Raw genomic sequence first — 25,944 nt, 5'->3', positions numbered from 1 at the left:
CCAGTGCTGAGGAGGTTAGTTCTGCTGTTGAAGAGCAGACTGCTGCCACTGAGGAACTCGAGAGAGCAGCAAACGACCTCAAAAACATCGTGGCCCAATTACGCGACATCATCAGCAGATTCAAGCTCTGATATGGTTCCTCTCGTATTTTCTTTTTCTTCTGACCTCTTCCGAAAGGTCTTTTTGGAGAAGATGCGTACCATAATCCATGAAGCCCTATCGAGGACTGGCGATAATATTCGGTTTCTACGCGCTTGGCGAGATAGTCAGTTCTGCCCTTCACCTTCCAGTTCCGGGTAGCGTTCTCGGGATGCTGTTCCTGCTCTCGGCGCTTCTGAGCGGTGCCGTGAAGCTTGAGTGGGTTGAAAACGAAGCCGAGCTCTTCGTGAAGAACATGAGCGTCCTCTTCATCCCGCCGGGACTCGGGATAGTCACTTACCTCGGCCTGATAAAGGCCCAGCTCGTTCCGATATCGGTCGCTCTGGTTATCAGCTTCGTCGTCACCCTCTTCGTGACCGCAAAAACCGTGGAGGTCGTTCGGAGATGAACCCCTACGGGATAGCCCTAACGCTCGTGGTGTTCTACGTCTTCTCGGAGCTCCACGCGAGGAGAAAGGCGTTCTACACGAACCCAGTCCTGCTTTCGATAATCACAATCGCCGTGGTTCTCAAGCTCGGAAACGTTTCCTACGACTCGTACATGGAGAGCGCGGTCTTCCTCAAGTTCCTGCTCGGACCTGCAGTTGTGAGCCTGGCAATCCCTGTTTACAAGAACAGGGCGCTTATAGCCAGGTATGCAAAGGAAATCTCGCTGGGAATTCTAATCGGCGGAACCACCGCGGTGCTGAGCGCCTACTGGACGGCCCAGTTACTCGGCGCGAGTGAAACCGTTCTTCGAAGCATAGCCCCCAAGAGTGTAACGACTGCCATAGCCATAGGCGTGAGCGCGAAGATAGGCGGAATCCCATCGCTGACGGCAGTTCTGGTGATAACGACCGGACTGCTCGGCAACGCCTTCGCGCCGGAGTTGCTGAACGTCTTTGGGGTCAAGGACAGAATAGCGAGGGGTTTGGCAACGGGGGTTTCCTCACACGGCCTCGGGACGGCGAGGATAATAACCGAGGACGAGTTGGCCGGAGCCGTGAGCGGGTTAGCCATGGCCCTGAACGGGGTCTTTATCGCCCTCCTTCTTCCGTATCTCATCGAAGTCATCTAAGATGCACTCGCTGACGCGAAGCCTGTCGTTGGCGTCGAGGAAAAGAGTGAAGTCCCTCTTCGCCAGCCTGTCGTCAACCGGTGCGTGCTCGACGAGAAAGGCTATTATCTCGGCCGTGCTGTAGGGCACCTTGACGCCGAGCTCGTCGGCCTTGCTGAAGAGCTTGTCGGGAACGTCAAAGATATCCTCGCCGCGTTTGACCTCGACGCTCACCTTCGAGTTAATCTGCTCCCAGATTAGGAGGGTGTTCCGGGCCTTCTCAATCTTCTCCAGGGCCCTTCTCTCCAGTATGCTGACGTTGGCCCTGCTCGTGCCGAGAAGCTCGGCAATCTCGCTCTGCTTGAGGCCCCTCGCGCGGAGGCGGAGAATCTTAATCTGCTGTTCGGTTAGAAAGCTCTTCATTGTAAACACCAAAGCTTAACAGAACGTAGAAGGTTAAAAGTTTTTAGGTCTGGGTAGCGGTGGGGCATTCTCAAGGGCACCTCTAACTCTGATGAAACTTTCACCCCGCCTTTGAGAAAGGCTGCGAACAAGCTTTAGGAAAGCTTGACCAAAAGGGTTAAGCCCCCAAAGGGGGCAAAGATAAGTTGCATGCTTCTCCAAGTGACCCGTTGGTTTTTAGGTTTGCTTTAATTGGGAAAGGTGTTTGACCTGAAATGCGCCTGAAGGGCGCTAAGGGTGAAAACACGCTCGAGAACAGCAAATTTAAGAGCAAACCTACCCGAAAATGAACCCTCTAAAACGCATGCCTAATTTTGATGAAACTTTTCACCAGAAAAGTTTCCCCGCCAGCGCTTGCGCAAGCAAGGGCTGTTATGGGGCCGGGGCCGGGATTTGAACCCGGGCTAGGGGATCCACAGTCCCCTGTGCTGACCAGGCTACACCACCCCGGCCACGTCCAGCTTAAGCTTTTGGGTTAGCTTTATAAAGTTTTCGTCAGATGGCGGGAGCAGAGGTGGTAAATCCCGCCTTCACCTGAGATTAGGGCGCGCGTGCAGTTAAACACCGATTGAAAACCTCGCCGGGGGCTGAGGAATGAAGGCAAAGCGGGAAGCGCTGGTCAGCCTTTTCACGGCAATGAGAGAAGGTAAGGTTGACGAGGACATAATAGACCTCCTTCTGCTCATCAACTCCATCAGGGGAATCTACACGACGAGCTCGTGCTCCGGCAGGATAGGAATCATCGAGGAGCCAGCCTTAGGCGCCAAACCCCTGAGCAGGTGGCTGATTAAGGTTCACCGCGAGATGACGTTTCCTGAGGCAAAGAAGGCCCTTGAAAAAGCCAAGGAAGGACTGATATTCCTCAAAAGCCAGCCCCCGATTTTCCACGTCGTGGCTGAAGACCTTGAGCGGGCTAAAAAGCTCCACGAGCTCGGTTTAGCCAGCGGTTTCAAGTACACGACCTTCAAGGTAATCTCCAACCGTTACCTCGTCGAGATAAACGCCACAGAGTATCTCACGGCACCGCTCGGCAGGGATGGAAAAATCCTCGTAAGCGACGACTACCTGCGTTTCGCCCTCGAAATAGGCAACTCGATGTTGAGACGCTCGAAGGGCAGGCTTCCGAGGCTGATGAAAAACTTCGAAAAACTCCGCGAGGAGCTCGGTGAGGACGAGCTGTTCTACGAGCTGGCGGAGGAGTTTAGTGTGAAGGTATGGACTGCGTAAACTTTATCCCTCCTTAATCAAACTCTCAACCATGAGGACATTGAAGGAGATTGAGGAAATCCTGAGGGCCCACAAGCGTGAGCTTGAGGAGCGCTTCGGCGTCCGTGAAATCGGCATATTCGGGTCGTACGTACGAGGGGAAGCAACCGAGGCGAGCGACGTGGACATTCTCGTGGATTTCTACGAGGTGCCATCCCTTCTGAAGTTCATTGAGCTTGAGGAGTACCTTGAGAGTCTCCTCGGGATTAGGGTAGACCTCGTCCTGAAATCCGCCCTCAAACCAAAGATTGCCGAAGGTGTGGGCAGGGAGGTCGTCTACGTATGAAGAGGACCCACGAGGATTATCTTAACGACATTGTAGAAGCGATAACTCTCATTGAAGAATTTACTAAGGGAATGTCCTTTGAAGAGTTCCAACGGGATAAAAAGACTCAGTTTGCCGTTATCCGTGCGTTGGAGGTTATTGGAGAGGCATCAAAAGCAATCCCGCCCGAATTTAAGGAACTGCACCCTGAAGTGCCCTGGCGGGAGATGGCACGAATGCGGGACAAGCTCATCCACGCGTATTTTGGCGTTGACCTTCGAGTTGTGTGGAGAACAATTAAAGAGGACATCCCTCGGTTGAGAGAGATTTTTGAGGGACTCCTTTAGCGTGTCTCACTTCATCTCGTTCCACTCTGGATTTCCGTAGCGCTTCTCTATCAGCTCCTCTGCGAGTTCAAGCTCGTAGTCGGTGAGCTCACCCTCCTCAAGCTCGAATGCGTTGAAAAAGCTCTCCTTCAAAAGCTCGTAGGCCTCCCAGCGGTTCAGCTTTATCCCCTCGCGCTCGAGGGTTGTTACCCTTTCCCAGATGCTCGAAACGCCCTTGTCAGCGAGCTTGGCCTTGGAGACCCTCAGGACTTTTCCGAGGAGTTCAACGCGCGTCGCGTACATGAACGTGCCGTGCTGAAGGATTACCCCCTTCCTCCTCGTTTGAGCGGAGCCGCTTATCTTCTTCCCGTTGGCGACGATGTCGTTGAGGCCAGAGAAGCCCGCTTTAAGCCCGAGGTCGTTGAGGGCATCTACAAGCGGACCGGCTAAGTAGCGGTAGCTCGTCTCGACGTTTTTCAAAGCCGGGTGAAGGTCCTCGCCGACGACGACCGAATAGGTTATCTCGCCGAACTCGTCGTGGAAAACGCTTCCTCCGCCGGTTATCCTGCGCACGACGGGAATACCGAGCCTTCTGGCTTCATCAAGGTTGACGTCGTGAACGACGCTCTGGAAGCGGCCTATCGTCACGGAGCTCGGTGAAAAGGTGTACAGCCTGACGGTGTCGGGAACCCTTCCCTCGATTCTGGCAATCATTATCGCCTCGTCTATCGCCATCTGAACCTCCGGTTTAGCGACGATGAGCGGGATGAAGCGCATGACCACCACCACTGTTAAAAACCCGGGAGTGTTTTTAAGCCCAGCGATGATGACGCCCAAGCCCTCCTGAGGGTGTGATGAGAGCGGTCACCACTGAGCACATGGCATATACCAAAACTTTTTAAAACCCCGGGCACTCCACTATAACCGGGAGTGGGCCGGTAGCTCAGCCTGGTACGAGCGCCGCCCTCGCAAGGCGGAGGCCGCGGGTTCAAATCCCGCCCGGTCCACCACAAAACGTTTTTACGCTTAACTACGGACTTCATAATTAGGTGGTGGGATGGTAGACCTTGAGTTGTTTTCAAAGCCCGACGAAGTTGAGAGGCTACTCCAACAGCTTAAGGACGTTTCTAAATTGTCCCCTGGAGAAATCTTCTCGTACTTGATTGAGCTTTCTGAGGCCACGTTGTCCCTTTACATCGTTATGCGAGATTCACTTCCCAGAAGTTACGGCAGGGTCAAGTTCTCGCGTTTTGTAGAAAAGAAAAGGAAACAAATCGAGAACATGCGCCACATTGCCAGAGAATTGTACCCGGGGCTGAAGACGAGGAAATTTGAGTTTTCTGAGGAGTTCAAAGTGGAGACGGTTGAAGACTACGTTAAAGTTCTCAGAAGTGCCATGAGCTTAGAACTGATGGGTTTGAAGGCCTTTGAATACCTTTCTGAGTTTTCTGAGGAAGGGTTGCTCTTCAGAGACCTGGCCGAGGAAATAGAAAACAACGTGAATGAGCTAAAGAAGGAGCTTGAAAAGGTTGAAACCTTTGAGCGGAAGGCCAAGTTCGCTGATTTCGTTAAGGAGCTGGTTGGTGATAGGGATGGACGAGTTTGAACTCCTTAAAAAGCTCGTTGCCATTGAGTCTCCCTTCGGCAGGGAAGGGGAAATTTCACGCTTTATAGCGTCCCTGCTGGAGGAGCATGGCTTCGACGTTGAAACACTTCCTGTTGAGGGCTTTGGTGACGACGTGCTGGCATATCTTCCAGGGAGGGGCCTAACGGTCGTCCTCAACGGCCACATGGACACGGTAAACCTCTCGCCGGGCTGGACGAGGAACCCGAAGGGCGAGCTCGACGGTGACCGCTTCTACGGCCTTGGAAGCGCGGACATGAAAGCTGGCCTGGCCGTTCTGCTGAGCCTCTTCGTTGAGATGGGTGGGCTTTCAAAGCGGGAGAGGCCGAACCTAATCTTCACCGCCGTCAGCGACGAGGAAGGTTACTCGCGCGGAACGTGGGAGCTGATAAAGAGCGGGAAGCTCGAGAAGGCCGACCTGGTTCTCGTGGCAGAGCCGACGCGTGAGAGGCTGATGCTCGGCGCAAGGGGTCGCTTTGTAATCACAGTTAGGGCCAGAGGAAAGAAGGCCCACGCCGCGAGGCCATGGCTTGGTGTAAACGCCATCGAGGAGCTGGCAAAGCTCGTTTCGAACCTTGAAAGGATAAGGCCGAAGAGCCACATAAAGCTCGGCAGGGGCTCGTACTGCACGCTCTATATAAGGGGCGAAGCCGACGGCCTGAGCGTTCCTGACTATGCAGAGGCGATAATCGATAGACACACCGTCATAGGGGAGGACTGGAAGCGCGTTGAGGCCGAGCTGAGAAAGCTCGCGGAGCGGGTTGGCGTTAAAGCTGAGCTCGAAATCGAGAAGTTCCCGAGGCCAACGCCGAACATGCTCCCCTACGTTGTGAGGGAGAACCTCCACGAGGTCAAGCTCTTTAAGAGGGCCTACACCTCGGCGACGGGCGAGGACCCTGAGGTAACCTACGGCAGGAGCGTCGGCGACTTCAACTACTTCGCGACCTACCTCGGTAAGCCAACCCTCGTCTTCGGGCCAGAGGGAGGCAACTGGCACGCGAGCGACGAGTGGGTGAGCGTTTCGTCGATGAGAAGGGTGAAGGAAACATACAGGGCCTTCCTCGCGTCGCTGGTGTAGCCTCGGGAAAGCCGGTCTCATCACCGCTCAGGGCAGGGAGTTATCCTCATCGGCGCGAAGACTTTTAAGCTTCCCCTTTTAACCCCTTCCATGTTCACCATTATAGCCCGAGCCAGAAAGGACGCGAAGGCTCTAAGCTACATAAACGAGAGGAACTACGGGGGCTTTCTTAGGGTTGAGAGCCTCGGCGGGGGCAGAACCAAGGAGGAAGTCCTCGAGAACCTTGAGAGAGCCCTCGAAGGGCCTTACATCCCGGTTCTCCTCCTTGGCGAGAAGGAGAGAGACCTCATGGAGGAGCTCCTCCCCGTTTTGAGAGAGTCTGGGAAGCCCTTCTACGCGAGAGTTCTGAGGACGAAGCGCGTTAGAAACATGCGCGTTGACGAGCTCTACTCCCACATCGAGGAGATAAAGGCCCTCTTTCGCCTCGGCATCGAGTGGCGGGGAACCTACGCCCTCAACCCCGAGAACCCCTTCGGCCTCGAAATTAACCCGGACTACGACGTTTACCTTGCCCTCGGCGACGGCTTTAGAAGGGCCATGCGCTCGCTCCTCGACGTCGAGCTCGGCGAGAACTCGCTCGTCCTGAGGAAGACTATGAACCAGGAGGTCTATTTCTCGGGCCCGAACAAGGTGGCCGAGGTGAGCAAAAAGCTCGGCTTTCCGACCGAGGTCCTCTGGAAGTGCCCCTGCATCGAGGACGTCTCGCTCGACTCGCTCATCTCAGCTAACAGGGACTACATAGAGGCCTTTGCCGAGGCTTCGAAAGCATTTCTCAGGGCTTTTGAGGACTATGACATCGTGGTTCCATGGAGCGGAGGAAAGGACTCGACGGCCACACTTATCTTAGCGAAAGAGGTCTTCGACGAGATTACCGCTGTCTACGTCAGGATGGAGTACGAGATGCCAGGAACGGACGAATACGTTGAAGAACTCGCGGAAAAGCTTGGCGTTAACCTCGTTCGCGTCGACGTTCCGATGCCCGTTGAGAAGTACGGCATGCCGACCCATGGGAACCGCTGGTGCACGAGGAAGAAGGTCGAGGTCCTCTATTCAGTTGTTTCGGAGTTTGAAAACCCAGTTCTCCTCGTCGGCGACCGCGACGGGGAGAGCGCGAGGAGAAGGCTTAAGCCACCGGTCGTTGAGAGAAAGACGGATTTCGGAAGAATCCTTGAGGTTATGCCCATAAAGTTCTGGAGCGGGCTCATGGTTCAGCTCTTCATCCTCATGAGGGGCTTTAAACTGCACCCGCTCTACTACGAGGGCTTCTACCGGCTCGGCTGTACAATCTGTCCGAGTCTGGCGGAGTGGGAGGTCGAGCTGTTAAAGAAGAGGGGAGTGAGGGCGCTCCCTCAGAGCTTCCTTCCAACCACCAGACCGACGACGAAGGCCACAACAGCGAACAGGCCGATGAGCCCGTAGTCCGAATCGCCCGTTGCAGAGCCGGGGGAACTCTGGGTCGGTGAGTTGGTTGCAGTCGGAACGATGACCTCTGGAACGGTCACGTTCTCCTCTGGAACGTTTGGAACCGGGCTGAGGGGCGTTGAGAGGAACAGGTTTGCGGTTTCCTTGGCGTAGGTGTAGAAGGTCATTGCTGTTTGCAGGTCGTCCGTGCTCTGGTTCTTCTTTGCGAGCTCTTCAAAGCTCTGGGCGAACTCGTAGTAGGCTATGGCAAGTATGGGGGTTATTCCCTTCTCCTCGGCGATGCCTATCGCGGTCTTGGCGTCGCCCTTGACCATGTTGAGCTTGTCCATCAGAACTGTCCAGTTGGTTATCGCGAGGGTATCGAGGAAGACCTCGCCCTGAACGCGCGCCTGCATGGCCGTGAACAGCGCCGCGGAGTACTTTCCGTCGTCATAGTACTGCTGGGCCTTCTCTATCGTGTCGGTGAGGCTGTTTCCGAGGATGTCGCCGTACATGGACTCGATGTAGGCGACGATTAGGTCGGACTCGTCTATGTAGTCCCTCGCCGTGGCTTTGATTAGGTCTTTCTTGATGGGCTCGCCCTTGGCGAAGCGCTTTCCGAGGTCTGTCCAGAATATGGCAGTCTTGGCCCTCTCGTAGGCGTAGGCCGCCTTTCCTATTGCGTCCCAGTAGTCCCCCGAGTAGTAGGACTTCCACGCCTGGTCAAGGTTGCTCTTCGCGTCCTCAACCCTCTGTTCGGCCGCGGCAACTGCCTGGAGCATGGTGATTCCTCTAATGCTCTGGTTCTCGACGTGGGCTTCGGCGCTCTTGATGGTCTCGCCGGTGTTCTTCAGGAGCTCCTCAACGTCCTTCGGAGTGCTGGTCTGGAGGTACCAGTCAACGTGCCTTATCACTATCCTCGCCTGGAAGTCCTTGCTGAGGGCGGTGTAGTAGAGACCTTCGTCTATGTACCCCTTCGACTGGTTGAGCAATTGCCCGGCGTTGTTCAAAGCCGCGAGGAGCGTCATGTAAGTGTCGTAGCCGACGTTGCTTTCCTTCAGTTCCTTCATGACCCTCTGGTAGTAGTCGGTTGTGTTCTTGTAGTCGCTCAGGGCGTCGTTTCTGAGGAAGGAGGTGTCAATCTGGACGTTCTGGGGGGCCTTCGGTTTCGGGAGCCTGTGTCCAGTGAAGTAGTATACCGCCTCGTAGATGTCCTTAACTTCCACCACTTTGAGTCCCCAGCGCTCTTCCGCGTACTTGACGACGTCAACGGGCTTGGTCTCGGTGTTTATCTCAATAACGCCACCGATTTCCCTCTTCTGGGTTTCCTGGACGTACTGAATCCTCTGGCCTTCGGGAATCAGGAAGAGCTTTACCCCTGCCTGGTGGGCGGCGGCCGCCTTCTCAAGGATTCCGCCGACGGGACCTATGCTGCCGTCCGGGTTAATCATTCCCGTCATCATGACGTTTGGGTTTACCTTCCAGCCCCTCAGCGCCGCGATTATTCCGACGGTCATTGTTCCGCCAGCCGAAGGGCCGCCGATGATTGAGGTGTTCGCGCGAACCTGGATAAAAACGTCGTAGTGACTCATGTTGACTCCGAGAACCCTTCCCGCCACTCGAGTGGCCAATCTGGCGCTGGCCTGCATGTCAACCTGAGCCAGTGGCCAGGTCTCTATGTAGACGTGTCCGCTTCCGGGGGTTACTGTAATCACGAACTCCGTGACGACACCGGTCAGCTCTCCAGTTGAGGTCTTGGCGACGGCTGGAGCGTGCATTATCACCGTGTGCCCCTCGCTCGGGCACTGGGCCATCACTGGCGTCGCTAACGGAAGCAGAAGGAGCACTGCCAGAACTAAAACGACCGCTCTCTTCATCCTTTCACCCGTTTGGAGAATTAGAAAGGCCAAATAAAGCGTTTGTGGTTCCCCCCTCTATGGCAAGCCATATTAAGGTCTTCCCCTTTATGCCCTGCGGTGGGAGCATGGAGTGGCTGATTAAGAGGGCCGAGGAGCTTGCGGGAAAGCACGGCGTTGACTACTATGAAATCAGGCTCGTTAAGGTAACTTCAAGGAGGCTCGTCATGAGCAACGGCCAGCTGAGGGAGCTCTCAAGCAACTCCGAGCTCGGCATCGGCGCGAGGGCTTTTAACGGGACCTGGGGCTTTTCGAGCGCCAACGACCGCGAGAGGTTTGAGAAGGCAATAGAAACGGCGATGAAGATAGCCAAGCTGTCGCGCGGGGACGCGGAGATTTACCTCGGCGAGCCCGTGAGAGACGAGGTTGAACTTAAGGTCAAGAAGCCCTTCACGGAAGTTGACATCGAGGAAAAGCTCTCGCTCGTCAAGGAAATCGACGGCCTCCTCAGGGGCGAGAAAATCGTCAGCAGGACCGTCAACTACGGCGACTCAATCGTCGAGACCTTCTACTTCAACTCCCTCGGGAGCGAGATAAGAACCGTCGTCCCGAGGATACGGCTCGGCTTCTCGGTAACGGCCAAGGAAAACGGCGAGATGCAGGACTTCTGGAAGAGCTTCGGCGGAACCCTCGGCTGGGAGTTAATTGAGGGGATTGACCTCCACTACTGGACGGCCCACGTAAAGGAGAAGGCCCTTGAGCTTCTGAGGGCATCTTCACCGCCCTCCGGGGAGATGGACGTCATAGCCGACCCCGAGCTGACTGGGGTTTTCATCCACGAGGCCCTCGGCCACGCCGTCGAGGCGGACTCCGTTAAGAACGGCGACAGCATCTTAGCTGGAAGGCTCGGGGAGAAGATAGCGGTCGAGGGTTTGAACGTCGTTGACGACCCCACTCTGCCGGGCAAGTTTGGGAGCTACCCGTACGACGACGAGGGGATTAAAGCCAAACGCGTTGAGATTATCAAGGACGGCGTTCTCGTCAGCTACCTCAACGACAGGGAGACGGCCGAGTATTTCGGCCTCGAACCCAACGGCCACGCGAGGGCGGAAAGCTACTCCCATCAGCCCCTCGTGAGGATGGGCAACACCTACGTCGAGCCCGGCGACTGGTCGTTTGAGGAAATCCTTGAGGAGGTTAAGAACGGTCTCTACATGCTCGGCGACAAGGGTGGTGAAGTTGATACAGCCAACGGGACGTTCACCTTCGGAGCGAAGCTTGGCTACATCGTGGAGAACGGAGAGATTACGGAGCCCGTCCGCGATGTTGCGCTCTCGGGCAAAATCCTCGACGTTTTGAAGAACATAATGACCATCGGAAACGATACGCGCGTTGAGTTTCCTGGCTACTGCGGAAAGGGCCAGTGGGTTCCAGTGGATGATGGCGGGCCCCACATACTGACAAGGGCCCTCGTGGGGGGATTGAGATGATTGAGGCCGTTGAGAGACTCGTGAAGCTCCTTGAGAGCGAGAACGTCGAGTGGGAGGTATTCTACCAGTTCGGGCGCTCGGGCTCGTTCAGAATCGAGAGGGAAACCCTTGAGCGCTCCCAGCGGAAGTTCTACTCGGGAATAGGCCTCAGGGTTGGGTTAAAGGGCAGGCTCGGCTTCTCTTACATAACGGGCCTTCACCCGGGCGAGGAGGAACTTAAGAAGCTGGTGGAGAGGGCGGTAAAGCTGGCGAAGATAAGCGAGGTTCCCTTCAGGGGCTTTCCTGCAGGTGAAAGGGTGAACCGCGTCAAGGGAATCTACGATAGGGCAATAGACGAGATTCCCTTCGAGGAGGCTCACAGGCTCGCCCTCGAATACGCCGAGCTGATGCGGGAGAAGAAAGGCGAGGAGACGCTCTCGGGTTCGCTCTCCCTCGCGGTCGGGACGAGCGGGGTCGTCAACTCCAACGGAATCGAGCTTGAGGAGCGTTCAACTTACATGGGAGTTTCGGCCTATGCGGTGCTCAGCGAGCCCCCGGGGACGGGCTCCTACAGGCAGAGCTTCACCTCCCTCCAGCCGGTTGAGGAGCTTGAGCGCGCAGTTGAGAAGGCCATTGACGAGGCGAGGCTTAGCGCGAGGGCGAGGAAGCTCGAACCCTACTCAGGAGAACTCGTTCTGGAGCCCAACGCTCTGGCTTCAATCATGGAGGTCTTCCTGAGCAACCTCTACGGCGATGAAGTGTATCACGGCAGGAGCAGGTTCTCGAAGCCTGGTGAGGTTATCGGCGACTTCTCGCTCGTGGACGACTCGACCCTTCCGGAACTGCCTGGGAGCTACTCCTTCGACGGCGAGGGAACTCCCGGCCAGAGAACCCTTCTCGTTGAGGACGGTACTGTCAGAAACTTCCTCCTCGACCACACCTATGCCTCTTTCCTCGGCATGGAGAGCACGGGAAACGCGCTGAGGACCTTCAGGAGCGTCCCGTACATCGGAACGAGCAACCTAATCCTCGAGCCAGGGGAGGAGAGCCTTGAGGACTATGAGGGGGTCATCGTTAGAAAGGTCTTCGGCGAGCACACGGCCAACCCCGTGAGCGGTGACTTCTCGCTGACGGTCGAGCTCGGCTACGTGGTTGAGAACGGTGAGCTGAAACCGTTTAAGGACAACATGCTCGTCGGCAACGTCTTCGAGCTTCTCAGAACGCTGAAACCCGGGAGAAAAGCTGAGAGGATTTCGAGCTTCGTCTCTCCGAGGGGCCTCGTCGAAGGGAGGCTCGTTTGACAACGTTTTTATATTTTCTCGCTTAACCCTATTTAGGGGATGCTCCATGACCAGCGATGAGCTTGATGAGATTCTATCCCTTCTCAAACCCGGTGAGACAGTGCTCGTTGAGTACACTCAGGATTCTCCATCTGAGCTCCTCCTGTGGTTGCTCGTGGGGTGGGCAAAGGCAAACGACAGGGCGATTCTCATTGACGACGTCCTCGACACTTTTCCAGAGGTGCTTGCCAGACTCGAAGTTCTCGGCTTCGACGTCTCCGGCTTTGAAGAACTGCCTGTAGTCAAAATCGGTGGTTCAAGGAACGTTGGAAACGTAATAGGAACAATAGACGTTGACAGGCACTCAATCGACTTCCGCTACTATGAGAGGATATACTCCAAGGCCACCGATGGCGTCATGGTGAACCCCGTCCTTGGGTTCCACAAGCTCTTTATGGTCCTCACTGAACGGGAACTCTTTCGGCTAATCCGCAACGTTGCGAGCTCCGTTGGGAAGAGGGACAGGATAGCCCTGTACCTCGTCAACTCCGACGTCATAGCTTCAAAGTCCGGTGGCTTCGGAGCCCTCTTCAGGGAAATCGCAACGACAGTCTTGGCGCTTTACCCAACGGAAAGTGGCTATGTTCTCGGCGTTGTAAAAACATCGAGAAGGGAGCTCCTCGGGAAGGAGGTCGTAATCCTCTAAATCTCTTCCAGCAGTTTCTTCCGCTTTTCCTCGTACTCTTCCTGGCTTATGACGCCCATGTCGTATAGTTCCTTCAGCTTCTTCAGCCTATCCATCGGGTCTTCCTTCCTCTCCTGAACCGGTGCAGTGTGCGAGATTGGGGCCGTTCTCGTGACGAGCTCCTTCGGCTTGTTGAGAATCCATTCCTCGCTGGTGAGGCCCTTCTTAACCGATATGCTCACGGGCTCGACCGCTATCGCGTTGAGGGCCTCCTTGATGGCGTTTATGGTCTTCCTGGCTTCCTCCTTGTCCATCCAGCCGAGCTTCAGCGTTATGCTTTCCTCGCCCTCTATTATGAACTCTGAGCTCATTATGCCGAGCTTGACCGTGACCCTCTCGAGCTTCTGGTAGGGCAACGCCCTGACGTCGTACCTCCCGAGAATCTTCTCATCGAGATAGATAATCCTCCTGTCCGTAACGAGAAGCCACTTGGGCTTTTCGAGGCTTACCTTCTTCTTGACCGAGTAGAGGACGCGCTCCCCGGGTTCAATAACCTTCCCGAGGGCCTTCGGAAGTTCGGGCTCTCCCATGGATAACACCTAACCTAATTTGGCGGTGGAATATATTAACCTGCCGGAAACCGTTTAAGGAAAAGTCCCCTACGGTTGGGGAGGTGTTGGTATGGACTTCGAGAGGAAACCGCTCATCGGCATGGTTCACCTCAAGCCCCTTCCTGGCTCGTACCTCTACGACGGCAACCTTGAGGGGGTCATTGAGTTCGCGGTGAAGGACGCCAAGACTCTCGAAGAGGCGGGCTTCGACGCGATAATGATTGAGAACTTCGGCGACGTCCCGTTTCCAAAGACCGTTGACAAGGTGACGGTCGCTTCCTTTACCGCCGTAGCAAAGGCCATCAGGGACGAGGTGAGCGTTCCAGTTGGGATTAACGTCCTCAGGAACGACGGGATAGCGGCCTATTCAATAGCCTACGCGATTAAAGCGGACTTCATAAGGGTTAACGTGCTGAGTGGAATTGCCTTCACCGACCAGGGAATTATAGAGGGCATCGCCCACGAGCTGGCGAAGCTCAGAAAGCTCCTCCCGAGCAAGATTCAGGTCTTTGCCGACGTCCACGTCAAGCACGCGGTTCACTTCTTCGACTTCGAGGATGCGATAAGGGACACCGTCGAGCGCGGTCTGGCCGATGCGGTGGTGGTGAGCGGAAGGGCAACCGGAAAGCCCGTAGATTTAGAAAAGCTCGCCCTCGCGAAGAGAATCTCGCCAGTTCCGGTTGTGGTCGGCTCGGGAACAACCTACGACAACCTGCCCGAGCTGTGGAAGCACGCCGATGCCTTCATCGTCGGCACGTGGCTCAAGCGCAATGGAAAGGTCGAGAACGAGGTTTCCCCTGAGAGGGCCAGAAAGCTCGTTGAGCTGGCGGAGAAGCTGAGGAGAAGTTCTTAGCTTTCCTTCGGCATTCTCCAAATTTTCTTCTCCGAAAGGCTTATTACCCCTAAGCGAGTAAGTTGTAGAAACGGCCCTGTCCCGCTTTTCTCTTCCGCGAGATGGGTTGTTATTTGGAGGTGCTAAGTTTGGGAATCCTGAAGAAACTGATGGTTAGCTTCTTCCTGCTCCTCTTCATCGGGGTCGCGGCAATCTTCGGAATGCAGTACTACTACGAGACGGCCTACAACAAGGTCCCGGTCGAGGTCAAGACCGAAACCGTGAGTGGCGACGTCTTCTACCTCAGCCACGTGCTCGAGCCTGGAAAGTACAAGATAACGGCCGATAGCGAGGGAACCGTTGAGAAGATAACGATACTCGACGAGAACGGTAACGTCTTGACCGAGTCCGAGACAGACAGCTTGATATACGGCTCCAGCGTGCCGTTTCAGGTGAGAGTTGACTACAAAGCTCCGGTTAACGTGGACAGCTACACGGTCTCTGTCGGAATATACAGGCTCGTGAAGAAGTGACGAAAGCATTATATTTTCTTTCCTTTACTTCTTCTCGTCTCATTACTCACTCTTACCTTGGGTGATGCTTATGGGGAAGTACTTCGGCACAAGTGGAATCAGGGGACTCTTCAACGAGTGCGTTACCCCCGAGCTGGCACTGAAGGTCGGAAAGGCTGTCGGGACTTATCTTGGGGGAGGAAGGGTCGTCGTTGGAATGGACACGAGAACGAGCAGTGAAACCCTCAAGTCGGCTCTAATCAGCGGACTTCTCAGCACGGGCGTTGAGGTGATAGACATAGGCCTCGCCCCCACACCGCTCACGGGCTTTGCGATAAAGCTCTACGAAGCCGATGCGGGCGTTACAATAACCGCAAGCCATAACCCGCCGGAATACAACGGGATAAAGGTGTGGCAGTCCAACGGGATGGCCTACACCCCCGACATGGAGGCCGAGCTTGAGAGAATTCTCGAATCCGGAAACTTTAGAAAGGTTCCCTGGAACGAGATTGGGACGCTCAGAAGGGCCGACCCGAGGGAGGAGTACATAAGAAAGGCCCTCGAGATGGTGAAGCTCAACGATTCCTACACAGTTGTCGTTGATTCCGGCAACGGCGCTGGCTCAATCCTCAGCCCATACCTCCAGCGCGAGCTGGGCAACAAAGTTATTTCGCTCAACTCCCACCCGAGCGGTTTCTTCGTGAGAGAGCTCGAGCCGAACGCGAAGAGCCTTTCAGGGCTGGCGAAAACCATTAGGGTCATGAAAGCGGACGTTGGGATAGCGCACGACGGCGACGCCGACAGGATTGGTGTCGTTGACGACGAGGGAAACTTCGTCGAGTACGAGGTCATGCTCTCCCTCATAGCCGGCTACATGCTCAGAAAGTTCGGAAGGGGCAAAATAGTCACCACCGTTGATGCTGGCTTCGCTCTGGACGACTACGTCCGGCCTTTAGGCGGGGAAGTGATAAGGACGCGCGTTGGAGACGTGGCGGTGGCCGATGAACTGGCTAAACACGGGGGAATCTTCGGTGGCGAGCCGAGCGGGACGTGGATAATCCCCCAGTGGAACCTAACCCCCGATGGAATCTTCGCGGGGGCGCTCGTCATCGAGATGATAGACAGGCTCGGGCCTATAAGCGAGCTCGCAAAGGAGGTCCCGCGCTACGTAACTCTAAGGGCGAAGATACCCTGCCCCAACGAAAAGAAAGCTAGGGCGATGGGAATCATAGCGCGCGAGGCTTTGAAGAGCTTCGACTACGAGAGGCTGATTGATATTGATGGAATAAGGATTGAGAACTCCGACTGGTGGATTCTGTTCAGGCCGAGCGGAACCGAGCCGATAATGCGCATAACCCTCGAGGCGCACACGGAGGAGACGGCGAAGGAGCTGATGGAGAGGGCTGAAAAGCTGGTAAAAGAGGCTGTGAGGAGGGCTTAACCCATTATGGCTCTCCTGAGCCTTTCCGTACTTCCCTCGACGTCGTCCTTGTCGAACTCCAGGAACTCAGCCTCCGGGAAGCGCTCCATGAGCTCCTCGAAGAGCAGTCCCGACCCTTCCTTCACATGGAATTCAAAGCGCTCGATGATTTTCCTGCTCTCCTCAAGCCTCTTTTCCTTGTCCATGTAGAAGAACGCCGGAATCAGGCCGTAGTCGAAGGAATCAGGGTCGTTCGAGGTCGTGTGGAAGACACCGCAGGTTGGGGAGCCCCTAACGCCGACGAAGACCACCCGCTCCGGCTTCTCTTCAGTTAGAACCCTCCCTATGAAGTCCGCTACGACCTGAACCCTCTCGCGCATGCCGAGTCTCTCAAAGCTCTCCCTTCCCATCGGGGGCCTTGGCCAGCCGATTAGCTCGAACTCGGGGCATGGATAAGCCAGAACCTGCCACTCGTTGCCGAGCTCTCCAACCAGCTTCCTTAGCTCTCTTGCCGTCATGTATTCCTTCTCCTTCGGCCCGCGGTAGACGTAGAACGGGCTTAACAGGCAGGGGGCGATGATTAGGAGGTTCACGGTAATCACCCGATAACTTTTATCAGAGGAATCTTCTCGAAATCCGAGTCAAAGGTTAGAATGCGCTCAATCTCGTGTTCCACGCAGGTTGCAACGATGAGGGCATCGTTGGGAAGCAGTTGATACTTCCCCTCGATCTCAGAGCGACTCATAGTACGCCTCCTTAAGGCGCTTGTAGTCGATTTTCTTGACCTTTCTGATGACCATGGAGTCGAGTATCTCATCAATGTCGGGGGTTATCACTATCCTCACCCTCGCGTGCTCCGGCAGGTTGAGCTTCTTCAGGGGCTTCAGCACGCCGTTCTCGTAAACCGCATCAACAACCTCCATGTTCCCACCAACTTCCTTTACCCCAACTCCCTTTAAGCCTTGCTCAGCTCCTCAATAATCCGCTCCACCTTCTCCCTCAGCTCCTCTAAGGTTCCCTCGTTGACTATGACGTAGTCGGCCAAGTCTTTCAGCTCACTTGTGTGATAAAGCCTCTCTTCGGCGTCGTCCATCGCCCTAAAGTCTTCGAATGTCTTGATTCCCCTGTCCTTGCTGGCTTTGCGTTTCATCAGGCGTTCGAACCTTATCTCGGGTTTGGCTTCGACGTAGATGACCTTTCCACTGAGCCTTTTTATCGCCTCGATTTCCTCCCGCGAGCGGACGCCGTCTATGACGACCTTTTCGCAGTTCCTCTTCTTGTCAACGGCGAGGCGGATGAGTATGTCCCCGCCGTATTTGTCCTTGAGGTACTTCCCGAACTCTATGAGTTTCTCGCGCGTCGGCTCGGCCTTCTCGGGCAGTTCCGGAATCCAGGAGTAGTCGGAAACGTTGTGAGTAAGGAGGTCTATAAGAGGGTCACTGCACGAGACCCTGCAGAAGCCCTTCTTCTCGAAGAACTTGGCAACGGTAGTTTTCCCGGCGGCAATCTTTCCAACGACCCCGATTATCATATTCTCCGCCTCCAGTAGCGCCATACAACCTTGGCCCCATCTGTGGACTCCATAAGGCCGTCGTAGGTGAGTTTTGCGACGAACTCAAGGAGGGCCTCTTCATCGACCATCGTGGGGAACTCGAAGCCAAAAAGATATTTCAGCTCGAAGAAGCCGATGTGGAGAAGCCTGAAAGGATTGAGGAGGTAAACTCCACCCTTCTCGTCCAGCGGGAATGGAAAATCCGCCAGAACCAGCCTTGCGTCCTTTTCCCCCGCGATTCTCACGAGCTTGTCCTCGTCCGGGAAGAACAGCTCCCTAAGGTTCCCTTCAACGGCCTCATACTCGAGCCTTGGAAAAGTATATCTCAGTCCGACTGCCTCGTAGGGGAGCTTGAGGGCCCTGGCAAAGCCGAGGAGTGGTTTGGCGGAGAAGCTCAGGAAGACGAGCGTTTTCAGGTTTCCCCTAACTTCAGGCCATTCTCTCGGTGGAAACCTCCGCTCCGCCTTGATTATCGGCGTTAGGAACTCAAGCTCTTTGGGAAGGAGCCTTTCTGCCTCGTCCAGCCTTTTCCGCTTTATCTCAAGGTCGAGGTTTGAGTAAACCGTAACCTGCTTGACTCCGAGCCTCTCGCGGAGCTTCCCGATGACGAGGCTGTTGCCGATGACGACGCTCTTGTCAGTCCTGTCGTGGGCTATTATGAAGAGCTTGTTCCCCCTTGGGTCGTAGCGAACCTCGTCTATCCTGAAGGGGCTCTCCGGAAGACCGTGCTCAAGCCTTATCTCCCGAACGAGCTCAGATATTGCTTCCGGCGTGAACATCGGGCTCCCTTATCATGGGGGCTTTTAAGGAGATTGTTCCTTTTTTGGAACAAAGATTTTAAAATTGTGGAACAAACTTGGCTCGGTGGTTGAGATGAAAATCGGACCCAAGGAGATAGCGATTTCAGGTGTGATGCTGGGACTCGCGCTCCTCCTTGACGTCGCCCCGATAGACTTCCCGACGGTTTGGGGCATGAAGATTGACGTCGTCGCCGTGCCGATAGTAATCGTTTACTTCATCCTGGGCTTCTGGGGAAGCCTATTCGCCCTCGGCCTGCTCTTCATGGGTCTGAGTGTGGTTTCGTCTGCGAGCTGGCTTGGGGCAATGATGAAGGTAACGGCAACCTTCGCCGTCATACTCGGCCTTGAGTTCTCGAGGAGGACGGTCGGCATGGACTTCAGAAACCCGCGCAGGTTGTTCCTCTTCGGCGCCGTCGCCTACATCGTCGGCGTTGCCATAAGGGTCCCGCTGATGCTCCTGTTGAACTACTATGTGGCCCTTCCGATATGGCTCGGACTTCCGAGGGAGCAGGTTGTTCAGGCCGTTGAAAACTGGACTCACGTTCCCTTCTGGATGGCTATAGGCCTTCCGAACGCGGTTCAGAGTGTCATAGATGTCTTCCTGAGCCTCGCGGTTGCGGTTCCGGTTCTCAAAAGACTTCCCCACCTTGGCACGATGGACGTTTCAACCGGTGACATCGAGGAGAACGCCTTTTGATTCTCAATTTTTGAAAAAAGAGAAGGAATTCAGAGGTTCCCCAAGATTTCATCTCCCTCAATCGTTCTCTCGCAGTAGTGGCAACGGAGCTTGAGCGGGTCCCTACTCTCGACTTTGAAGCGTGGCCTCACGTACTCATCGTTGCTGACGCAGTTTGGATTGGGGCAGGTGAGGATTCCGATTATCTCGTCCGGAATCGAGACCTTGAACTTCTCCACTATCTTGTAGTCCCTGACGATGTTAACGGTAGCGTCCGGCGCGATGAGGGCAATCTTGTTGACCTCTTCCTCGCTCAGGTAGCGTCCCTCGACCTTCACGATGTCTTTCCTGCCGAGCTTCTTACTCGGGACGTTCGAGGCTATGAGGAGGGTCCCCCCGTTCGGTTTCGTCAGGCCGAGGATTTCGATGACCTTGAGCCACTTTCCTGCCGGAATGTGGTCTATGACCGTTCCCTCGGGGATTACCTCAACCTTCAGCTCAGGCATTTTAGAGCACCCCCATAACAGCCCTTGCTTCGCAAGCGCTGGCGGAAAAGTTTTGGGATCTTATCAACACTCCAAACTCTCCATGCATCCCCTCCAGAGTTTTGAAGGGGATGCGCCTTCAAACTTGCAACCATTCAGAGCACCCCCAGCGTTAGACCCAGAAGAGCCATCCTAACAGGCACGCCGGAGAAAACTTGCCTGAAGTAGAGCGCGTGCTCGCTCTTATCGACTTCTGGGTGAATCTCGTCCACCCTCGGGAGCGGGTGCATGACCTTTAACGTTTCCTTGGCGTTCTTCAAAAGCTTGCAGTCCACCTGGTAGCTGCCCTTGACCTTCAGATACTCCTCCTCATCTGGGAAGCGCTCGCGCTGGATTCTCGTGACGTAGAGCACGTCGAGTTCAGGGATTGCCCCCTCAAGCTCGGTCGTCTCGTGGACTTTAACGCCCCTCTCCTTCAGCTCCTCGACGATGTGCTTTGGCATCCTCAGGAGCTCGGGCGATATCAGGTAGAGCTCGACGTCGTAGAAGGCTAAAGCCTCCGCGAGGCTGTGAACGGTTCTCCCATACTTGAGGTCGCCGAGCAGGCCGATTGTGAGGCCGTCAACCTTCCCGAAGGCGCGCTTTATCGTGTAGAGGTCGAGGAGGGTTTGAGTTGGGTGCTGGTTGCTTCCATCGCCAGCGTTGATGACCGGAACCTCCGCCACCTCTGCCGCCAGACGAGCGGCGCCCTCAAGCGGATGCCTAATCACAATCACGTCGCTGTACTGCTCGACAGTTCTTATCGTGTCTGCCAAACTTTCACCCTTCTTGACGCTCGTGCTCGAGGCCGAGGAAAAGCCTATCACCGAACCGCCGAGCCTGTGCATCGCGCTCTCGAAGCTCAGCCTCGTTCTTGTTGAGGGCTCGAAGAACAGCGTCGCGAGTATCTTCCCGCGCGCGTATTCGAGCGAGCCCTTCTCCCTGAGTTCTTCCTCGAGCCTCTCTGCGACCTTCAAAACGAACTCAATGTCGCTTTTCGAGAAGTCCCTAATGCTTATAACGTCCCTTCCTTTCCAGTCCATAAGAGCCCTTCTGGTGTAAAAAACGATGGGTTTTTAAGTCTTTTTTGACATCTATCTGTTGAGTCAATGATTTAAACCCTGGTTAGAACATCCAATAACCTGGTTTTAGGGTGATGGTATGAAGACGCCGAGCGTTTATATCACTGAAGAGCTTATGCCCTACCTGCGAGCGAGGATAGCGGGCATTCTCTACCGCGAAGGTCTTAGACAGTCGCGTATAGCGGGCTACCTAGGCATAACCCAGGCGATGGTGAGCAAGTATCTTGGGGGGATGTATAAGCGCCCTCCCGAGGAAGTCGCCGTGCTCTTAGATGCGATAGCAGAGGAGATTGCCGGGCTAATCCTAACGGGTGCTGCGAAGGATGAGATTATAGTCTTCACCTCAAGGAGGCTCTTTGAGCTTTTCTCCTCCGGTAAACTCTGCAGACACTACGCCAAGTACGCCGGAGTGAGCGAAGATATCTGCCGGTCTCTCTTTGCTCCCACCCACTCTTCGGCAGTTGAAGAGATGAGGCTGGCCCTCCGCGAGCTCCTCTCGTTGCCCGGGCTTCCAAAGCTCATCCCTGAGGTCAGGAGTAACCTGGCCTACGCGCCCCCAGGAGCGAAGAGTCCCGCCGACGTAATCGCGATTCCCGGCAGGATAACCCTCGTCAAGGGCAGGCCATACGCCCTTCCGCCGGAGCCCGGCGCGAGTAAGTTCACGGCTTCGTTAATCCTCTCCGTTTCCGGGAGGGCTCCGGAAGTGCGGAGCGTCATGAACGTCCGCCTCGACCACGAGATTGCCGAGGCAGTTGGGAAATTGGGTCTCAAATACTCCGAGATAAGGACCGGGGGCCTGAGTGACGAAGAGGCCATAGAAAGGATAGCGGGCCTGTTTGAGAACGATTCCCCTGACTTCATCCTCGACTGGGGTGGGGAGGGCGTTGAGCCACTCACCTACGTCTTCGGCAGGAATCCTCTAGACGTCGTCGGGAAGGTTAAGGTGCTGTTGGAGGTGATGAAATGATTTACCAGAAGGAGCTCCGGTTTTCAACGAGGGGCGAGATTGACCTCGTGGACATAACGGCCGAGGTTGAGAGGGTCGTTGAGGAGAGCGGAATCCAGAACGGCATTGCTCTCGTCTTCGTTCCTGGGGCAACGGGCGCGATAGTCACGATAGAGCACGAGTCGGGCCTCTTAGAGGACTTTAAGAGGGCGTTGATGGAGCTGATTCCCAAAGGCAAAGGCTACCTTCACGACAGGATAGACGACAACGCCCACAGCCACCTGCGAGCGACCCTGCTCGGCGCGAGCGAGTGCTTCCCGGTCGTTGACGGCAGGCTCGTGCGCGGAACCTGGCAGCAGATTTTCTTCGTCGAGCTCGATGTAAGGCCGAGGCACAGGCGCGTTATCGTGCAGGTTGTGGGGGAGTGAGGGGCTTTCACCGTTAAAAGGTGGAAATGTCCAAAAAGGGTATCTTAGGTTTCTTTTGCCCTCTCCATTCCGATTTCAACGCCCTTGGCGATGGCCTCTTGGAGGAGTATTTCCTTGTAGCGGTCGTTCAGTTTTTCCAGAGGTAGAGCTTGTATATCAGCCTAGCCCAAGCTCCAAAAAGCATGACCACGACAAGTAACGGACCCCAAGTACTATTTGCATAATCCTCTGAAAGAACCGGGCCAAAAGATGCCCAGAATGAGAAAGAGGGCACCGTCACGAGTGACGTGAATAGTATGTCCTTAATGATGTTGTCTTTTTGAGCCTGAATCTCCATGGCAGTTTTGTAATCTTCAACATTTAGCGTTGGCTCGAAGAAACCGAACATAACGTCCCACATACCAAATCATTCCTACGCCTGAATATAGAGCAAAGGCAGTAAATACGTCCATTTCCCTCCTCCCGGAGGGTATAACATCTGGAGCGGAGGTAAAGCCATCAGCCTTCCCACAGCTCCAGCAGGAAGAAGGGCACGTCCTCCCTTTCAAGCACGATTACGTTTCTTGGATACCTCCTGTGGGCCTTCCCTGCCTTCACTTCAACCTTCAGGTCTCCAGCGATTGCATCAACCTCGTAGGAGTTACGGTAGTAGTAAACCTCCCCGAACTTCCGATACAGGTTCTCCTGAACGAGCCACTCGTAGAGGGCGTCTTCCCTCAGCTCGGCCCCGCTCCAGGCAGAGAAGAGCCTCGCCAAAAGTGGGTCGCGGAAGAAGAACTTCTTCTCCCTCTTGTACAGGACCCTGTTTCCCTCCCTCAGGTATGCGATTCCGATGATGTACAGCTCCCGGAAGAACTCGATGTAGTCCTGCACGACCTTGTAGGAGTAGCCTGATGTCATTCCCGCTAAAGCCCGGAAGCTCGTAGCTGAGGGCGCGCTTTGAATCAGCGCGTGGAAGGTTTCCTTTGCTATTTCGAGGCTCTTCCCAAAGCGGACGAATTCACCTATGTATGCTCCGAGCAGGTCTTCCATCGGCAGACCGTTTATCGAACCGGGGAATCCGCCGGTTTTCAGGTACTCCTCGAACAGTTCCAATGTCTTTTCCCTCTGAAGTCTTGGCCTCTTCAGGCCCATAACCTCAACGTATTCTGCAAAGGAAAGTGGCATGACCTCGAGCGTCTTTCCCTCTCCCCTCCTGCCCGGAAACATCTCGATGTCCCGCTTCACCCTTAGGGAGCTTGAGCCAGTAACCGTGACCACGTCGTTCTCCAACATGCCAGCATCGATGAGCGGTTTGAGGCCCCTCCACCAGCCGTCGAGCGACGTTACCTCATCGAGGAAGATGTATCCCCTTTTGATTCCCTCCCGCTTTTTCATTCCTTCGAACTCCCTGAGGAGAGACGCCAGTTCCCTGTGGTCTGGAAGAATCTCCACGTTAATGTAGAGAATCGACTCCGGCGGGTTTTCCCTCAGGAGTCTCTCGATGAGGAGCTTTATCCCCGTCGTCTTTCCCACCTGCCTCGGACCGAGGACGAAGTTAAGCGAGAACGGTTCGAGCGATAGCTCCTCAGCCCATCTGGGCCACCAGTGGATTTTCTGCTCATTCCAGCGCCTTACATGGTAGTCCTCTTTCCCCTCCCACCAGGGGTTCATGTACGTCAAATCACCAAGCCTCATATCAACACCTGAGAACTGTTAGTTCTCACCCATTTATAAATCTTGAGAACTTGCACTTCCCATGATTTGTGACTCTTAAAGAGACACCCTCGGTTCCAGTATTGAACCTCCAAAAACACCGTGAAAGGGGGTAATAACCCGCCCGAGTTCATTGACTCCGCCCTCGGCGGTGCTCCCCGGGCGATTTGAGTTGGGTGCTTCACAATAAAAGGCTTTCTACCACACTTTGACATCTTCGTTCTCCTTCTTCTCGAACTCGACTTCCTCATACTTCCCGCTCAGCTTAATTGAGATGGCGTAGACGAGGGCAACAAAGGAGCCAAACAGAAACGCCATGAAAATCCAGACGAACCTCTCGGATTCCGGCATAAGCTTCTGATTCTTAACGACGTCGTAGGTGACCCACGCGAAGCCCGCGATGTTGAGAACCCAAATCAGGCCCCAGATTCCAATGACCACGTCGAACATGAAGAAAAATTAGGAGCGGAGATTAAAAACTTCACTCCTTCTTGAGCTTCTCGCAGTTCTTGACCCAGTTCTCGAGGATATCCTTGAGCTTGGGCTGGCCGATTTCCTCGAGCTCGTAGCGGACCCTTACAGCTGGCTTGTTGAGGTTCATGAACCTGCGCAGGTCAACTGGGGTGCCCATGATGACGACGTCGGCATCGGCCCTGTTGATGGTCTCCTCAAGCTCCTTAATCTGCTTCTTGCCGTAGCCCATAGCAGGGAGGATGACGTCGAGGTGCGGGTACTTCTTGTAGGTCTCGACGATTGAGCCGACGGCGTAGGGCCTCGGGTCGATGATTTCCTTCGCTCCAAACTTCTTGGCGGCGACGTAGCCGGCTCCGTACTTCATGCCGCCGTGGGTGAGGGTCGGACCGTCCTCGACGACGAGAACGCGCTTGCCCTTGATGAGCTCGGGGTTGTCCACGAATATCGGCGAGGCGGCCTCGATGACGGTGGCGTTCGGGTTGACCTTCTCGATGCTCTCACGAACCTTCTGGATGTCGTCCCTGTTGGCGGTGTCAATCTTGTTGATGATTATGACGTCAGCGGCCCTGAAGTTGGTCTCACCGGGGTGGTACTTGAGCTCGTGGCCGGGCCTGTGCGGGTCGGTGACGACTATCCAGAGGTCGGGCTCGTAGAACGGGAAGTCGTTGTTTCCGCCGTCCCAGAGGATTATGTCGGCCTCCTTCTCGGCCTCGCGGAGAATCTTCTCGTAGTCAACGCCCGCGTAGACAACCATACCGCGTTCGATGTAGGGCTCGTACTCCTCGCGCTCCTCGATGGTGCACTCGTACTTGTCGAGGTCCTCGAAGGTGGCGAAGCGCTGGACGACCTGCTTCCTGAGGTCGCCGTAGGGCATCGGGTGTCTAATAGCCACTACCTTGTAGCCCATCTCCTGGAGGAGCTGGGCGACCTTTCTTGAGGTCTGGCTTTTTCCACAGCCGGTTCTGACGGCGGTGACCGCAACGACAGGCTTGCTGGACTTGAGCATGGTGCTCTTGGGTCCAAGGAGCCAGAAGTCGGCACCAGCGCTGTGGGCCCTGCTGGCGAGGTGCATGACGTGCTCGTGGGAGACGTCGGAGTAGGCGAAGACGACTATATCAATGTCGTGCTCCTTGATTATCTTCTCCATGTCGTCCTCGCTCCATATCGGGATTCCGTTCGGGTAGAGCTCGCCCGCGAGCTCGGGCGGGTAAAGCCTGCCCTCGATGTCCGGAATCTGAGTGGCGGTGAAGGCAACGACCTCGTATTCAGGGTTGTCCCTGAAGAACACGTTGAAGTTGTGGAAGTCCCTTCCGGCCGCTCCAAGAATCAGAACCCTCTTCTTTTTCTTCTCGGCCATTTTTGTTCACCTCTAAAACTTTGTCCGCTGGCGTATCGAGCTTTACACTTATAACGGTTTTCGTTTAATAATACAAGCTCTAAGCGGGATTTATTCGATAAAGCTATTATTGAACTGAAAAACATCCAA

At 55.1% G+C, this 25,944-nt stretch carries 32 protein-coding genes and 2 tRNA genes; 18 read left to right on the top strand and 16 right to left on the bottom strand.

The window, feature by feature from the left end; genetic code table 11:
- The first annotated feature begins 208 nt into the window (after window positions 1-208).
- Both MVO87_RS02625 and MVO87_RS02620 read left to right on the top strand, forming a co-directional pair.
- A complete protein-coding gene (locus MVO87_RS02625; protein WP_297515310.1) occupies window positions 209-547 on the top strand; it encodes a CidA/LrgA family protein in 339 nt (112 codons plus the stop codon).
- Window positions 544-1,215 (top strand): CidB/LrgB family autolysis modulator, encoded by a 672-nt coding sequence (locus MVO87_RS02620; protein ID WP_297515313.1) that lies wholly within the window; start codon window positions 544-546, stop codon window positions 1,213-1,215. Before MVO87_RS02625 ends, MVO87_RS02620 begins: the two co-directional genes overlap by 4 nt.
- Here MVO87_RS02620 and enfR read toward each other — a convergent pair.
- Complete coding sequence (gene enfR, locus MVO87_RS02615) at window positions 1,150-1,617, bottom strand: transcriptional factor EnfR (protein WP_297515327.1); 468 nt, start codon at window positions 1,615-1,617, stop codon at window positions 1,150-1,152. The genes MVO87_RS02620 and enfR overlap by 66 nt on opposite strands.
- A gap of 414 nt (window positions 1,618-2,031) precedes the next feature.
- A tRNA-His gene (locus MVO87_RS02610) sits at window positions 2,032-2,108 on the bottom strand.
- Between the two features lie 142 nt (window positions 2,109-2,250).
- On the opposite strand from MVO87_RS02610, the gene taw3 reads away from it, so the two are divergent.
- Genes taw3 through MVO87_RS02595 form a run of 3 tightly spaced genes read left to right on the top strand, consistent with a single transcriptional unit; the run spans window position 2,251 to window position 3,534 of the window.
- The gene (taw3, locus tag MVO87_RS02605; protein WP_297515316.1) at window positions 2,251-2,883 is read left to right on the top strand and encodes a tRNA(Phe) 7-((3-amino-3-carboxypropyl)-4-demethylwyosine(37)-N(4))-methyltransferase Taw3; all 633 of its coding nucleotides are present in this window, start codon (window positions 2,251-2,253) and stop codon (window positions 2,881-2,883) included.
- Window positions 2,884-2,914: 31 nt separating this feature from the next.
- Window positions 2,915-3,208, top strand: a complete 294-nt coding sequence (mntA, locus tag MVO87_RS02600) for a type VII toxin-antitoxin system antitoxin protein adenylyltransferase MntA (protein WP_042690912.1) — start codon at window positions 2,915-2,917, stop codon at window positions 3,206-3,208.
- Entirely contained in the window at window positions 3,205-3,534 is a 330-nt protein-coding gene (locus MVO87_RS02595) for a HepT-like ribonuclease domain-containing protein (RefSeq protein ID WP_297515321.1), read from the top strand. Before mntA ends, MVO87_RS02595 begins: the two co-directional genes overlap by 4 nt.
- A gap of 6 nt (window positions 3,535-3,540) precedes the next feature.
- Here MVO87_RS02595 and lplA read toward each other — a convergent pair whose 3' ends face one another.
- The gene (lplA, locus tag MVO87_RS02590) at window positions 3,541-4,290 is read right to left on the bottom strand and encodes a lipoate-protein ligase large subunit (RefSeq protein WP_297515329.1); all 750 of its coding nucleotides are present in this window, start codon (window positions 4,288-4,290) and stop codon (window positions 3,541-3,543) included.
- A gap of 155 nt (window positions 4,291-4,445) precedes the next feature.
- Here lplA and MVO87_RS02585 point away from each other — a divergent pair.
- The 4 genes from MVO87_RS02585 (at window position 4,446) to MVO87_RS02570 (ending at window position 7,634) form a co-directional block, all read left to right on the top strand.
- Window positions 4,446-4,523, top strand: a tRNA-Ala gene (locus MVO87_RS02585).
- Between the two features lie 47 nt (window positions 4,524-4,570).
- Window positions 4,571-5,119, top strand: coding sequence for a hypothetical protein (locus MVO87_RS02580; protein WP_297515324.1), 549 nt, complete (start codon window positions 4,571-4,573; stop codon window positions 5,117-5,119).
- Window positions 5,106-6,215 (top strand): M20 family metallopeptidase, encoded by a 1,110-nt coding sequence (locus MVO87_RS02575; protein WP_297515332.1) that lies wholly within the window; start codon window positions 5,106-5,108, stop codon window positions 6,213-6,215. The genes MVO87_RS02580 and MVO87_RS02575 overlap by 14 nt, the downstream gene beginning before the upstream one ends.
- Window positions 6,216-6,305: 90 nt before the next feature.
- Window positions 6,306-7,634: a phosphoadenosine phosphosulfate reductase domain-containing protein gene (locus MVO87_RS02570; RefSeq protein ID WP_297552067.1), complete on the top strand. Its 1,329-nt coding sequence runs from the start codon at window positions 6,306-6,308 to the stop codon at window positions 7,632-7,634.
- On the opposite strand, the gene MVO87_RS02565 is transcribed toward MVO87_RS02570, so the two are convergent.
- Window positions 7,565-9,493, bottom strand: coding sequence for a S16 family serine protease (locus tag MVO87_RS02565; RefSeq protein ID WP_297552065.1), 1,929 nt, complete (start codon window positions 9,491-9,493; stop codon window positions 7,565-7,567). The two genes, MVO87_RS02570 and MVO87_RS02565, sit on opposite strands and share 70 nt — an antisense overlap.
- 107 nt (window positions 9,494-9,600) lie before the next feature.
- Between MVO87_RS02565 and MVO87_RS02560 the strand changes: the two genes are divergently transcribed.
- Genes MVO87_RS02560 through MVO87_RS02550 form a run of 3 tightly spaced genes read left to right on the top strand, consistent with a single transcriptional unit; the run spans window position 9,601 to window position 12,927 of the window.
- The gene (locus MVO87_RS02560) at window positions 9,601-10,962 is read left to right on the top strand and encodes a TldD/PmbA family protein (RefSeq protein ID WP_297515135.1); all 1,362 of its coding nucleotides are present in this window, start codon (window positions 9,601-9,603) and stop codon (window positions 10,960-10,962) included.
- On the top strand, window positions 10,959-12,242 hold the full coding sequence (locus MVO87_RS02555) for a TldD/PmbA family protein (RefSeq protein ID WP_297515133.1): 1,284 nt from the start codon (window positions 10,959-10,961) through the stop codon (window positions 12,240-12,242). Before MVO87_RS02560 ends, MVO87_RS02555 begins: the two co-directional genes overlap by 4 nt.
- Before the next feature lie 46 nt (window positions 12,243-12,288).
- Complete coding sequence (locus MVO87_RS02550; protein WP_297552063.1) at window positions 12,289-12,927, top strand: DUF257 family protein; 639 nt, start codon at window positions 12,289-12,291, stop codon at window positions 12,925-12,927.
- Here MVO87_RS02550 and MVO87_RS02545 read toward each other — a convergent pair.
- Window positions 12,924-13,496: a PH domain-containing protein gene (locus MVO87_RS02545; protein WP_297552061.1), complete on the bottom strand. Its 573-nt coding sequence runs from the start codon at window positions 13,494-13,496 to the stop codon at window positions 12,924-12,926. The two genes, MVO87_RS02550 and MVO87_RS02545, sit on opposite strands and share 4 nt — an antisense overlap.
- 91 nt (window positions 13,497-13,587) lie before the next feature.
- On the opposite strand from MVO87_RS02545, the gene MVO87_RS02540 reads away from it, so the two are divergent.
- The 3 genes from MVO87_RS02540 (at window position 13,588) to glmM (ending at window position 16,302) form a co-directional block, all read left to right on the top strand.
- Window positions 13,588-14,370 carry a BtpA/SgcQ family protein gene (locus MVO87_RS02540; RefSeq protein WP_297515126.1) on the top strand — a complete coding sequence of 261 codons (783 nt, stop codon included), beginning with the start codon at window positions 13,588-13,590 and terminating at the stop codon, window positions 14,368-14,370.
- A gap of 128 nt (window positions 14,371-14,498) precedes the next feature.
- Window positions 14,499-14,882, top strand: a complete 384-nt coding sequence (locus MVO87_RS02535) for a hypothetical protein (protein WP_297515124.1) — start codon at window positions 14,499-14,501, stop codon at window positions 14,880-14,882.
- A gap of 70 nt (window positions 14,883-14,952) precedes the next feature.
- Window positions 14,953-16,302: a phosphoglucosamine mutase gene (gene glmM / locus MVO87_RS02530; RefSeq protein WP_297552073.1), complete on the top strand. Its 1,350-nt coding sequence runs from the start codon at window positions 14,953-14,955 to the stop codon at window positions 16,300-16,302.
- Here the strand turns inward: glmM and MVO87_RS02525 are convergent.
- Genes MVO87_RS02525 through MVO87_RS02505 form a run of 5 tightly spaced genes read right to left on the bottom strand, consistent with a single transcriptional unit; the run spans window position 16,299 to window position 18,612 of the window.
- Entirely contained in the window at window positions 16,299-16,874 is a 576-nt protein-coding gene (locus MVO87_RS02525) for a hypothetical protein (RefSeq protein WP_297514257.1), read from the bottom strand. The two genes, glmM and MVO87_RS02525, sit on opposite strands and share 4 nt — an antisense overlap.
- Before the next feature lie 5 nt (window positions 16,875-16,879).
- Entirely contained in the window at window positions 16,880-17,026 is a 147-nt protein-coding gene (locus MVO87_RS02520) for a PIN domain-containing protein (protein WP_297514259.1), read from the bottom strand.
- Window positions 17,013-17,204, bottom strand: coding sequence for an antitoxin family protein (locus tag MVO87_RS02515; protein ID WP_297514262.1), 192 nt, complete (start codon window positions 17,202-17,204; stop codon window positions 17,013-17,015). Before MVO87_RS02515 ends, MVO87_RS02520 begins: the two co-directional genes overlap by 14 nt.
- Before the next feature lie 32 nt (window positions 17,205-17,236).
- On the bottom strand, window positions 17,237-17,812 hold the full coding sequence (locus tag MVO87_RS02510) for an AAA family ATPase (RefSeq protein ID WP_297514264.1): 576 nt from the start codon (window positions 17,810-17,812) through the stop codon (window positions 17,237-17,239).
- Window positions 17,809-18,612: a hypothetical protein gene (locus MVO87_RS02505; protein WP_297514267.1), complete on the bottom strand. Its 804-nt coding sequence runs from the start codon at window positions 18,610-18,612 to the stop codon at window positions 17,809-17,811. Before MVO87_RS02505 ends, MVO87_RS02510 begins: the two co-directional genes overlap by 4 nt.
- A 94-nt stretch (window positions 18,613-18,706) precedes the next feature.
- On the opposite strand from MVO87_RS02505, the gene MVO87_RS02500 reads away from it, so the two are divergent.
- Window positions 18,707-19,330, top strand: a complete 624-nt coding sequence (locus MVO87_RS02500; protein WP_297514288.1) for an ECF transporter S component — start codon at window positions 18,707-18,709, stop codon at window positions 19,328-19,330.
- Between the two features lie 29 nt (window positions 19,331-19,359).
- Here the strand turns inward: MVO87_RS02500 and pyrI are convergent, their stop codons facing one another.
- Together pyrI and pyrB are read right to left on the bottom strand one after the other, a co-directional pair.
- Window positions 19,360-19,815, bottom strand: a complete 456-nt coding sequence (gene pyrI / locus MVO87_RS02495) for an aspartate carbamoyltransferase regulatory subunit (RefSeq protein WP_297514269.1) — start codon at window positions 19,813-19,815, stop codon at window positions 19,360-19,362.
- A 134-nt stretch (window positions 19,816-19,949) separates the two neighbouring features.
- Window positions 19,950-20,876 (bottom strand): aspartate carbamoyltransferase, encoded by a 927-nt coding sequence (gene pyrB / locus MVO87_RS02490; protein WP_297514272.1) that lies wholly within the window; start codon window positions 20,874-20,876, stop codon window positions 19,950-19,952.
- 118 nt (window positions 20,877-20,994) lie between these two features.
- On the opposite strand from pyrB, the gene MVO87_RS02485 reads away from it, so the two are divergent.
- Together MVO87_RS02485 and MVO87_RS02480 are read left to right on the top strand one after the other, a co-directional pair.
- Entirely contained in the window at window positions 20,995-21,882 is an 888-nt protein-coding gene (locus tag MVO87_RS02485; RefSeq protein WP_297514275.1) for a thiamine-phosphate synthase family protein, read from the top strand.
- Window positions 21,879-22,289, top strand: coding sequence for a secondary thiamine-phosphate synthase enzyme YjbQ (locus MVO87_RS02480; RefSeq protein ID WP_297514277.1), 411 nt, complete (start codon window positions 21,879-21,881; stop codon window positions 22,287-22,289). Before MVO87_RS02485 ends, MVO87_RS02480 begins: the two co-directional genes overlap by 4 nt.
- Window positions 22,290-22,416: 127 nt before the next feature.
- Here MVO87_RS02480 and MVO87_RS02475 read toward each other — a convergent pair whose 3' ends face one another.
- From MVO87_RS02475 to MVO87_RS02460, 4 genes are all read right to left on the bottom strand, one after another.
- On the bottom strand, window positions 22,417-22,689 hold the full coding sequence (locus MVO87_RS02475) for a hypothetical protein (protein ID WP_297514280.1): 273 nt from the start codon (window positions 22,687-22,689) through the stop codon (window positions 22,417-22,419).
- A gap of 98 nt (window positions 22,690-22,787) precedes the next feature.
- The gene (locus MVO87_RS02470) at window positions 22,788-23,966 is read right to left on the bottom strand and encodes an ATP-binding protein (protein ID WP_297514283.1); all 1,179 of its coding nucleotides are present in this window, start codon (window positions 23,964-23,966) and stop codon (window positions 22,788-22,790) included.
- A gap of 216 nt (window positions 23,967-24,182) precedes the next feature.
- Complete coding sequence (locus MVO87_RS02465) at window positions 24,183-24,434, bottom strand: hypothetical protein (RefSeq protein WP_297514286.1); 252 nt, start codon at window positions 24,432-24,434, stop codon at window positions 24,183-24,185.
- Window positions 24,435-24,465: 31 nt separating this feature from the next.
- Window positions 24,466-25,815, bottom strand: coding sequence for a cyclic 2,3-diphosphoglycerate synthase (locus MVO87_RS02460; RefSeq protein WP_297552059.1), 1,350 nt, complete (start codon window positions 25,813-25,815; stop codon window positions 24,466-24,468).
- Window positions 25,816-25,944: the final 129 nt, after the last annotated feature.

The organism is Thermococcus sp. (assembly GCF_027063845.1).
GTDB lineage: Archaea > Methanobacteriota_B > Thermococci > Thermococcales > Thermococcaceae > Thermococcus.
The sequence above is the reverse complement of the archived record's forward strand: the minus strand, read 5'-3'. Positions and strand labels throughout refer to the sequence as shown.

Coding starts and splice junctions, on each gene's coding strand:
- MVO87_RS02575 (WP_297515332.1), top strand. CDS start 5,106: ATGGACGAGTTTGAACTCCTTAAAAAGCTCGTTGCCATTGAGTCTCCC.
- MVO87_RS02550 (WP_297552063.1), top strand. CDS start 12,289: ATGACCAGCGATGAGCTTGATGAGATTCTATCCCTTCTCAAACCCGGT.
- enfR (WP_297515327.1), bottom strand. CDS start 1,617: ATGAAGAGCTTTCTAACCGAACAGCAGATTAAGATTCTCCGCCTCCGC.
- MVO87_RS02625 (WP_297515310.1), top strand. CDS start 209: ATGAAGCCCTATCGAGGACTGGCGATAATATTCGGTTTCTACGCGCTT.
- MVO87_RS02475 (WP_297514280.1), bottom strand. CDS start 22,689: ATGTGGGACGTTATGTTCGGTTTCTTCGAGCCAACGCTAAATGTTGAA.
- MVO87_RS02545 (WP_297552061.1), bottom strand. CDS start 13,496: ATGGGAGAGCCCGAACTTCCGAAGGCCCTCGGGAAGGTTATTGAACCC.
- MVO87_RS02560 (WP_297515135.1), top strand. CDS start 9,601: ATGGAGTGGCTGATTAAGAGGGCCGAGGAGCTTGCGGGAAAGCACGGC.
- MVO87_RS02555 (WP_297515133.1), top strand. CDS start 10,959: ATGATTGAGGCCGTTGAGAGACTCGTGAAGCTCCTTGAGAGCGAGAAC.
- mntA (WP_042690912.1), top strand. CDS start 2,915: ATGAGGACATTGAAGGAGATTGAGGAAATCCTGAGGGCCCACAAGCGT.
- MVO87_RS02465 (WP_297514286.1), bottom strand. CDS start 24,434: ATGTTCGACGTGGTCATTGGAATCTGGGGCCTGATTTGGGTTCTCAAC.
- MVO87_RS02580 (WP_297515324.1), top strand. CDS start 4,571: ATGGTAGACCTTGAGTTGTTTTCAAAGCCCGACGAAGTTGAGAGGCTA.
- MVO87_RS02520 (WP_297514259.1), bottom strand. CDS start 17,026: ATGAGTCGCTCTGAGATCGAGGGGAAGTATCAACTGCTTCCCAACGAT.
- pyrB (WP_297514272.1), bottom strand. CDS start 20,876: ATGGACTGGAAAGGAAGGGACGTTATAAGCATTAGGGACTTCTCGAAA.
- MVO87_RS02505 (WP_297514267.1), bottom strand. CDS start 18,612: ATGTTCACGCCGGAAGCAATATCTGAGCTCGTTCGGGAGATAAGGCTT.
- MVO87_RS02470 (WP_297514283.1), bottom strand. CDS start 23,966: ATGAGGCTTGGTGATTTGACGTACATGAACCCCTGGTGGGAGGGGAAA.
- glmM (WP_297552073.1), top strand. CDS start 14,953: ATGGGGAAGTACTTCGGCACAAGTGGAATCAGGGGACTCTTCAACGAG.
- MVO87_RS02595 (WP_297515321.1), top strand. CDS start 3,205: ATGAAGAGGACCCACGAGGATTATCTTAACGACATTGTAGAAGCGATA.
- MVO87_RS02540 (WP_297515126.1), top strand. CDS start 13,588: ATGGACTTCGAGAGGAAACCGCTCATCGGCATGGTTCACCTCAAGCCC.
- MVO87_RS02510 (WP_297514264.1), bottom strand. CDS start 17,812: ATGATAATCGGGGTCGTTGGAAAGATTGCCGCCGGGAAAACTACCGTT.
- MVO87_RS02570 (WP_297552067.1), top strand. CDS start 6,306: ATGTTCACCATTATAGCCCGAGCCAGAAAGGACGCGAAGGCTCTAAGC.
- MVO87_RS02515 (WP_297514262.1), bottom strand. CDS start 17,204: ATGGAGGTTGTTGATGCGGTTTACGAGAACGGCGTGCTGAAGCCCCTG.
- lplA (WP_297515329.1), bottom strand. CDS start 4,290: ATGCGCTTCATCCCGCTCATCGTCGCTAAACCGGAGGTTCAGATGGCG.
- MVO87_RS02620 (WP_297515313.1), top strand. CDS start 544: ATGAACCCCTACGGGATAGCCCTAACGCTCGTGGTGTTCTACGTCTTC.
- MVO87_RS02485 (WP_297514275.1), top strand. CDS start 20,995: ATGAAGACGCCGAGCGTTTATATCACTGAAGAGCTTATGCCCTACCTG.
- pyrI (WP_297514269.1), bottom strand. CDS start 19,815: ATGCCTGAGCTGAAGGTTGAGGTAATCCCCGAGGGAACGGTCATAGAC.
- MVO87_RS02460 (WP_297552059.1), bottom strand. CDS start 25,815: ATGGCCGAGAAGAAAAAGAAGAGGGTTCTGATTCTTGGAGCGGCCGGA.
- MVO87_RS02480 (WP_297514277.1), top strand. CDS start 21,879: ATGATTTACCAGAAGGAGCTCCGGTTTTCAACGAGGGGCGAGATTGAC.
- MVO87_RS02500 (WP_297514288.1), top strand. CDS start 18,707: ATGAAAATCGGACCCAAGGAGATAGCGATTTCAGGTGTGATGCTGGGA.
- MVO87_RS02565 (WP_297552065.1), bottom strand. CDS start 9,493: ATGAAGAGAGCGGTCGTTTTAGTTCTGGCAGTGCTCCTTCTGCTTCCG.
- taw3 (WP_297515316.1), top strand. CDS start 2,251: ATGAAGGCAAAGCGGGAAGCGCTGGTCAGCCTTTTCACGGCAATGAGA.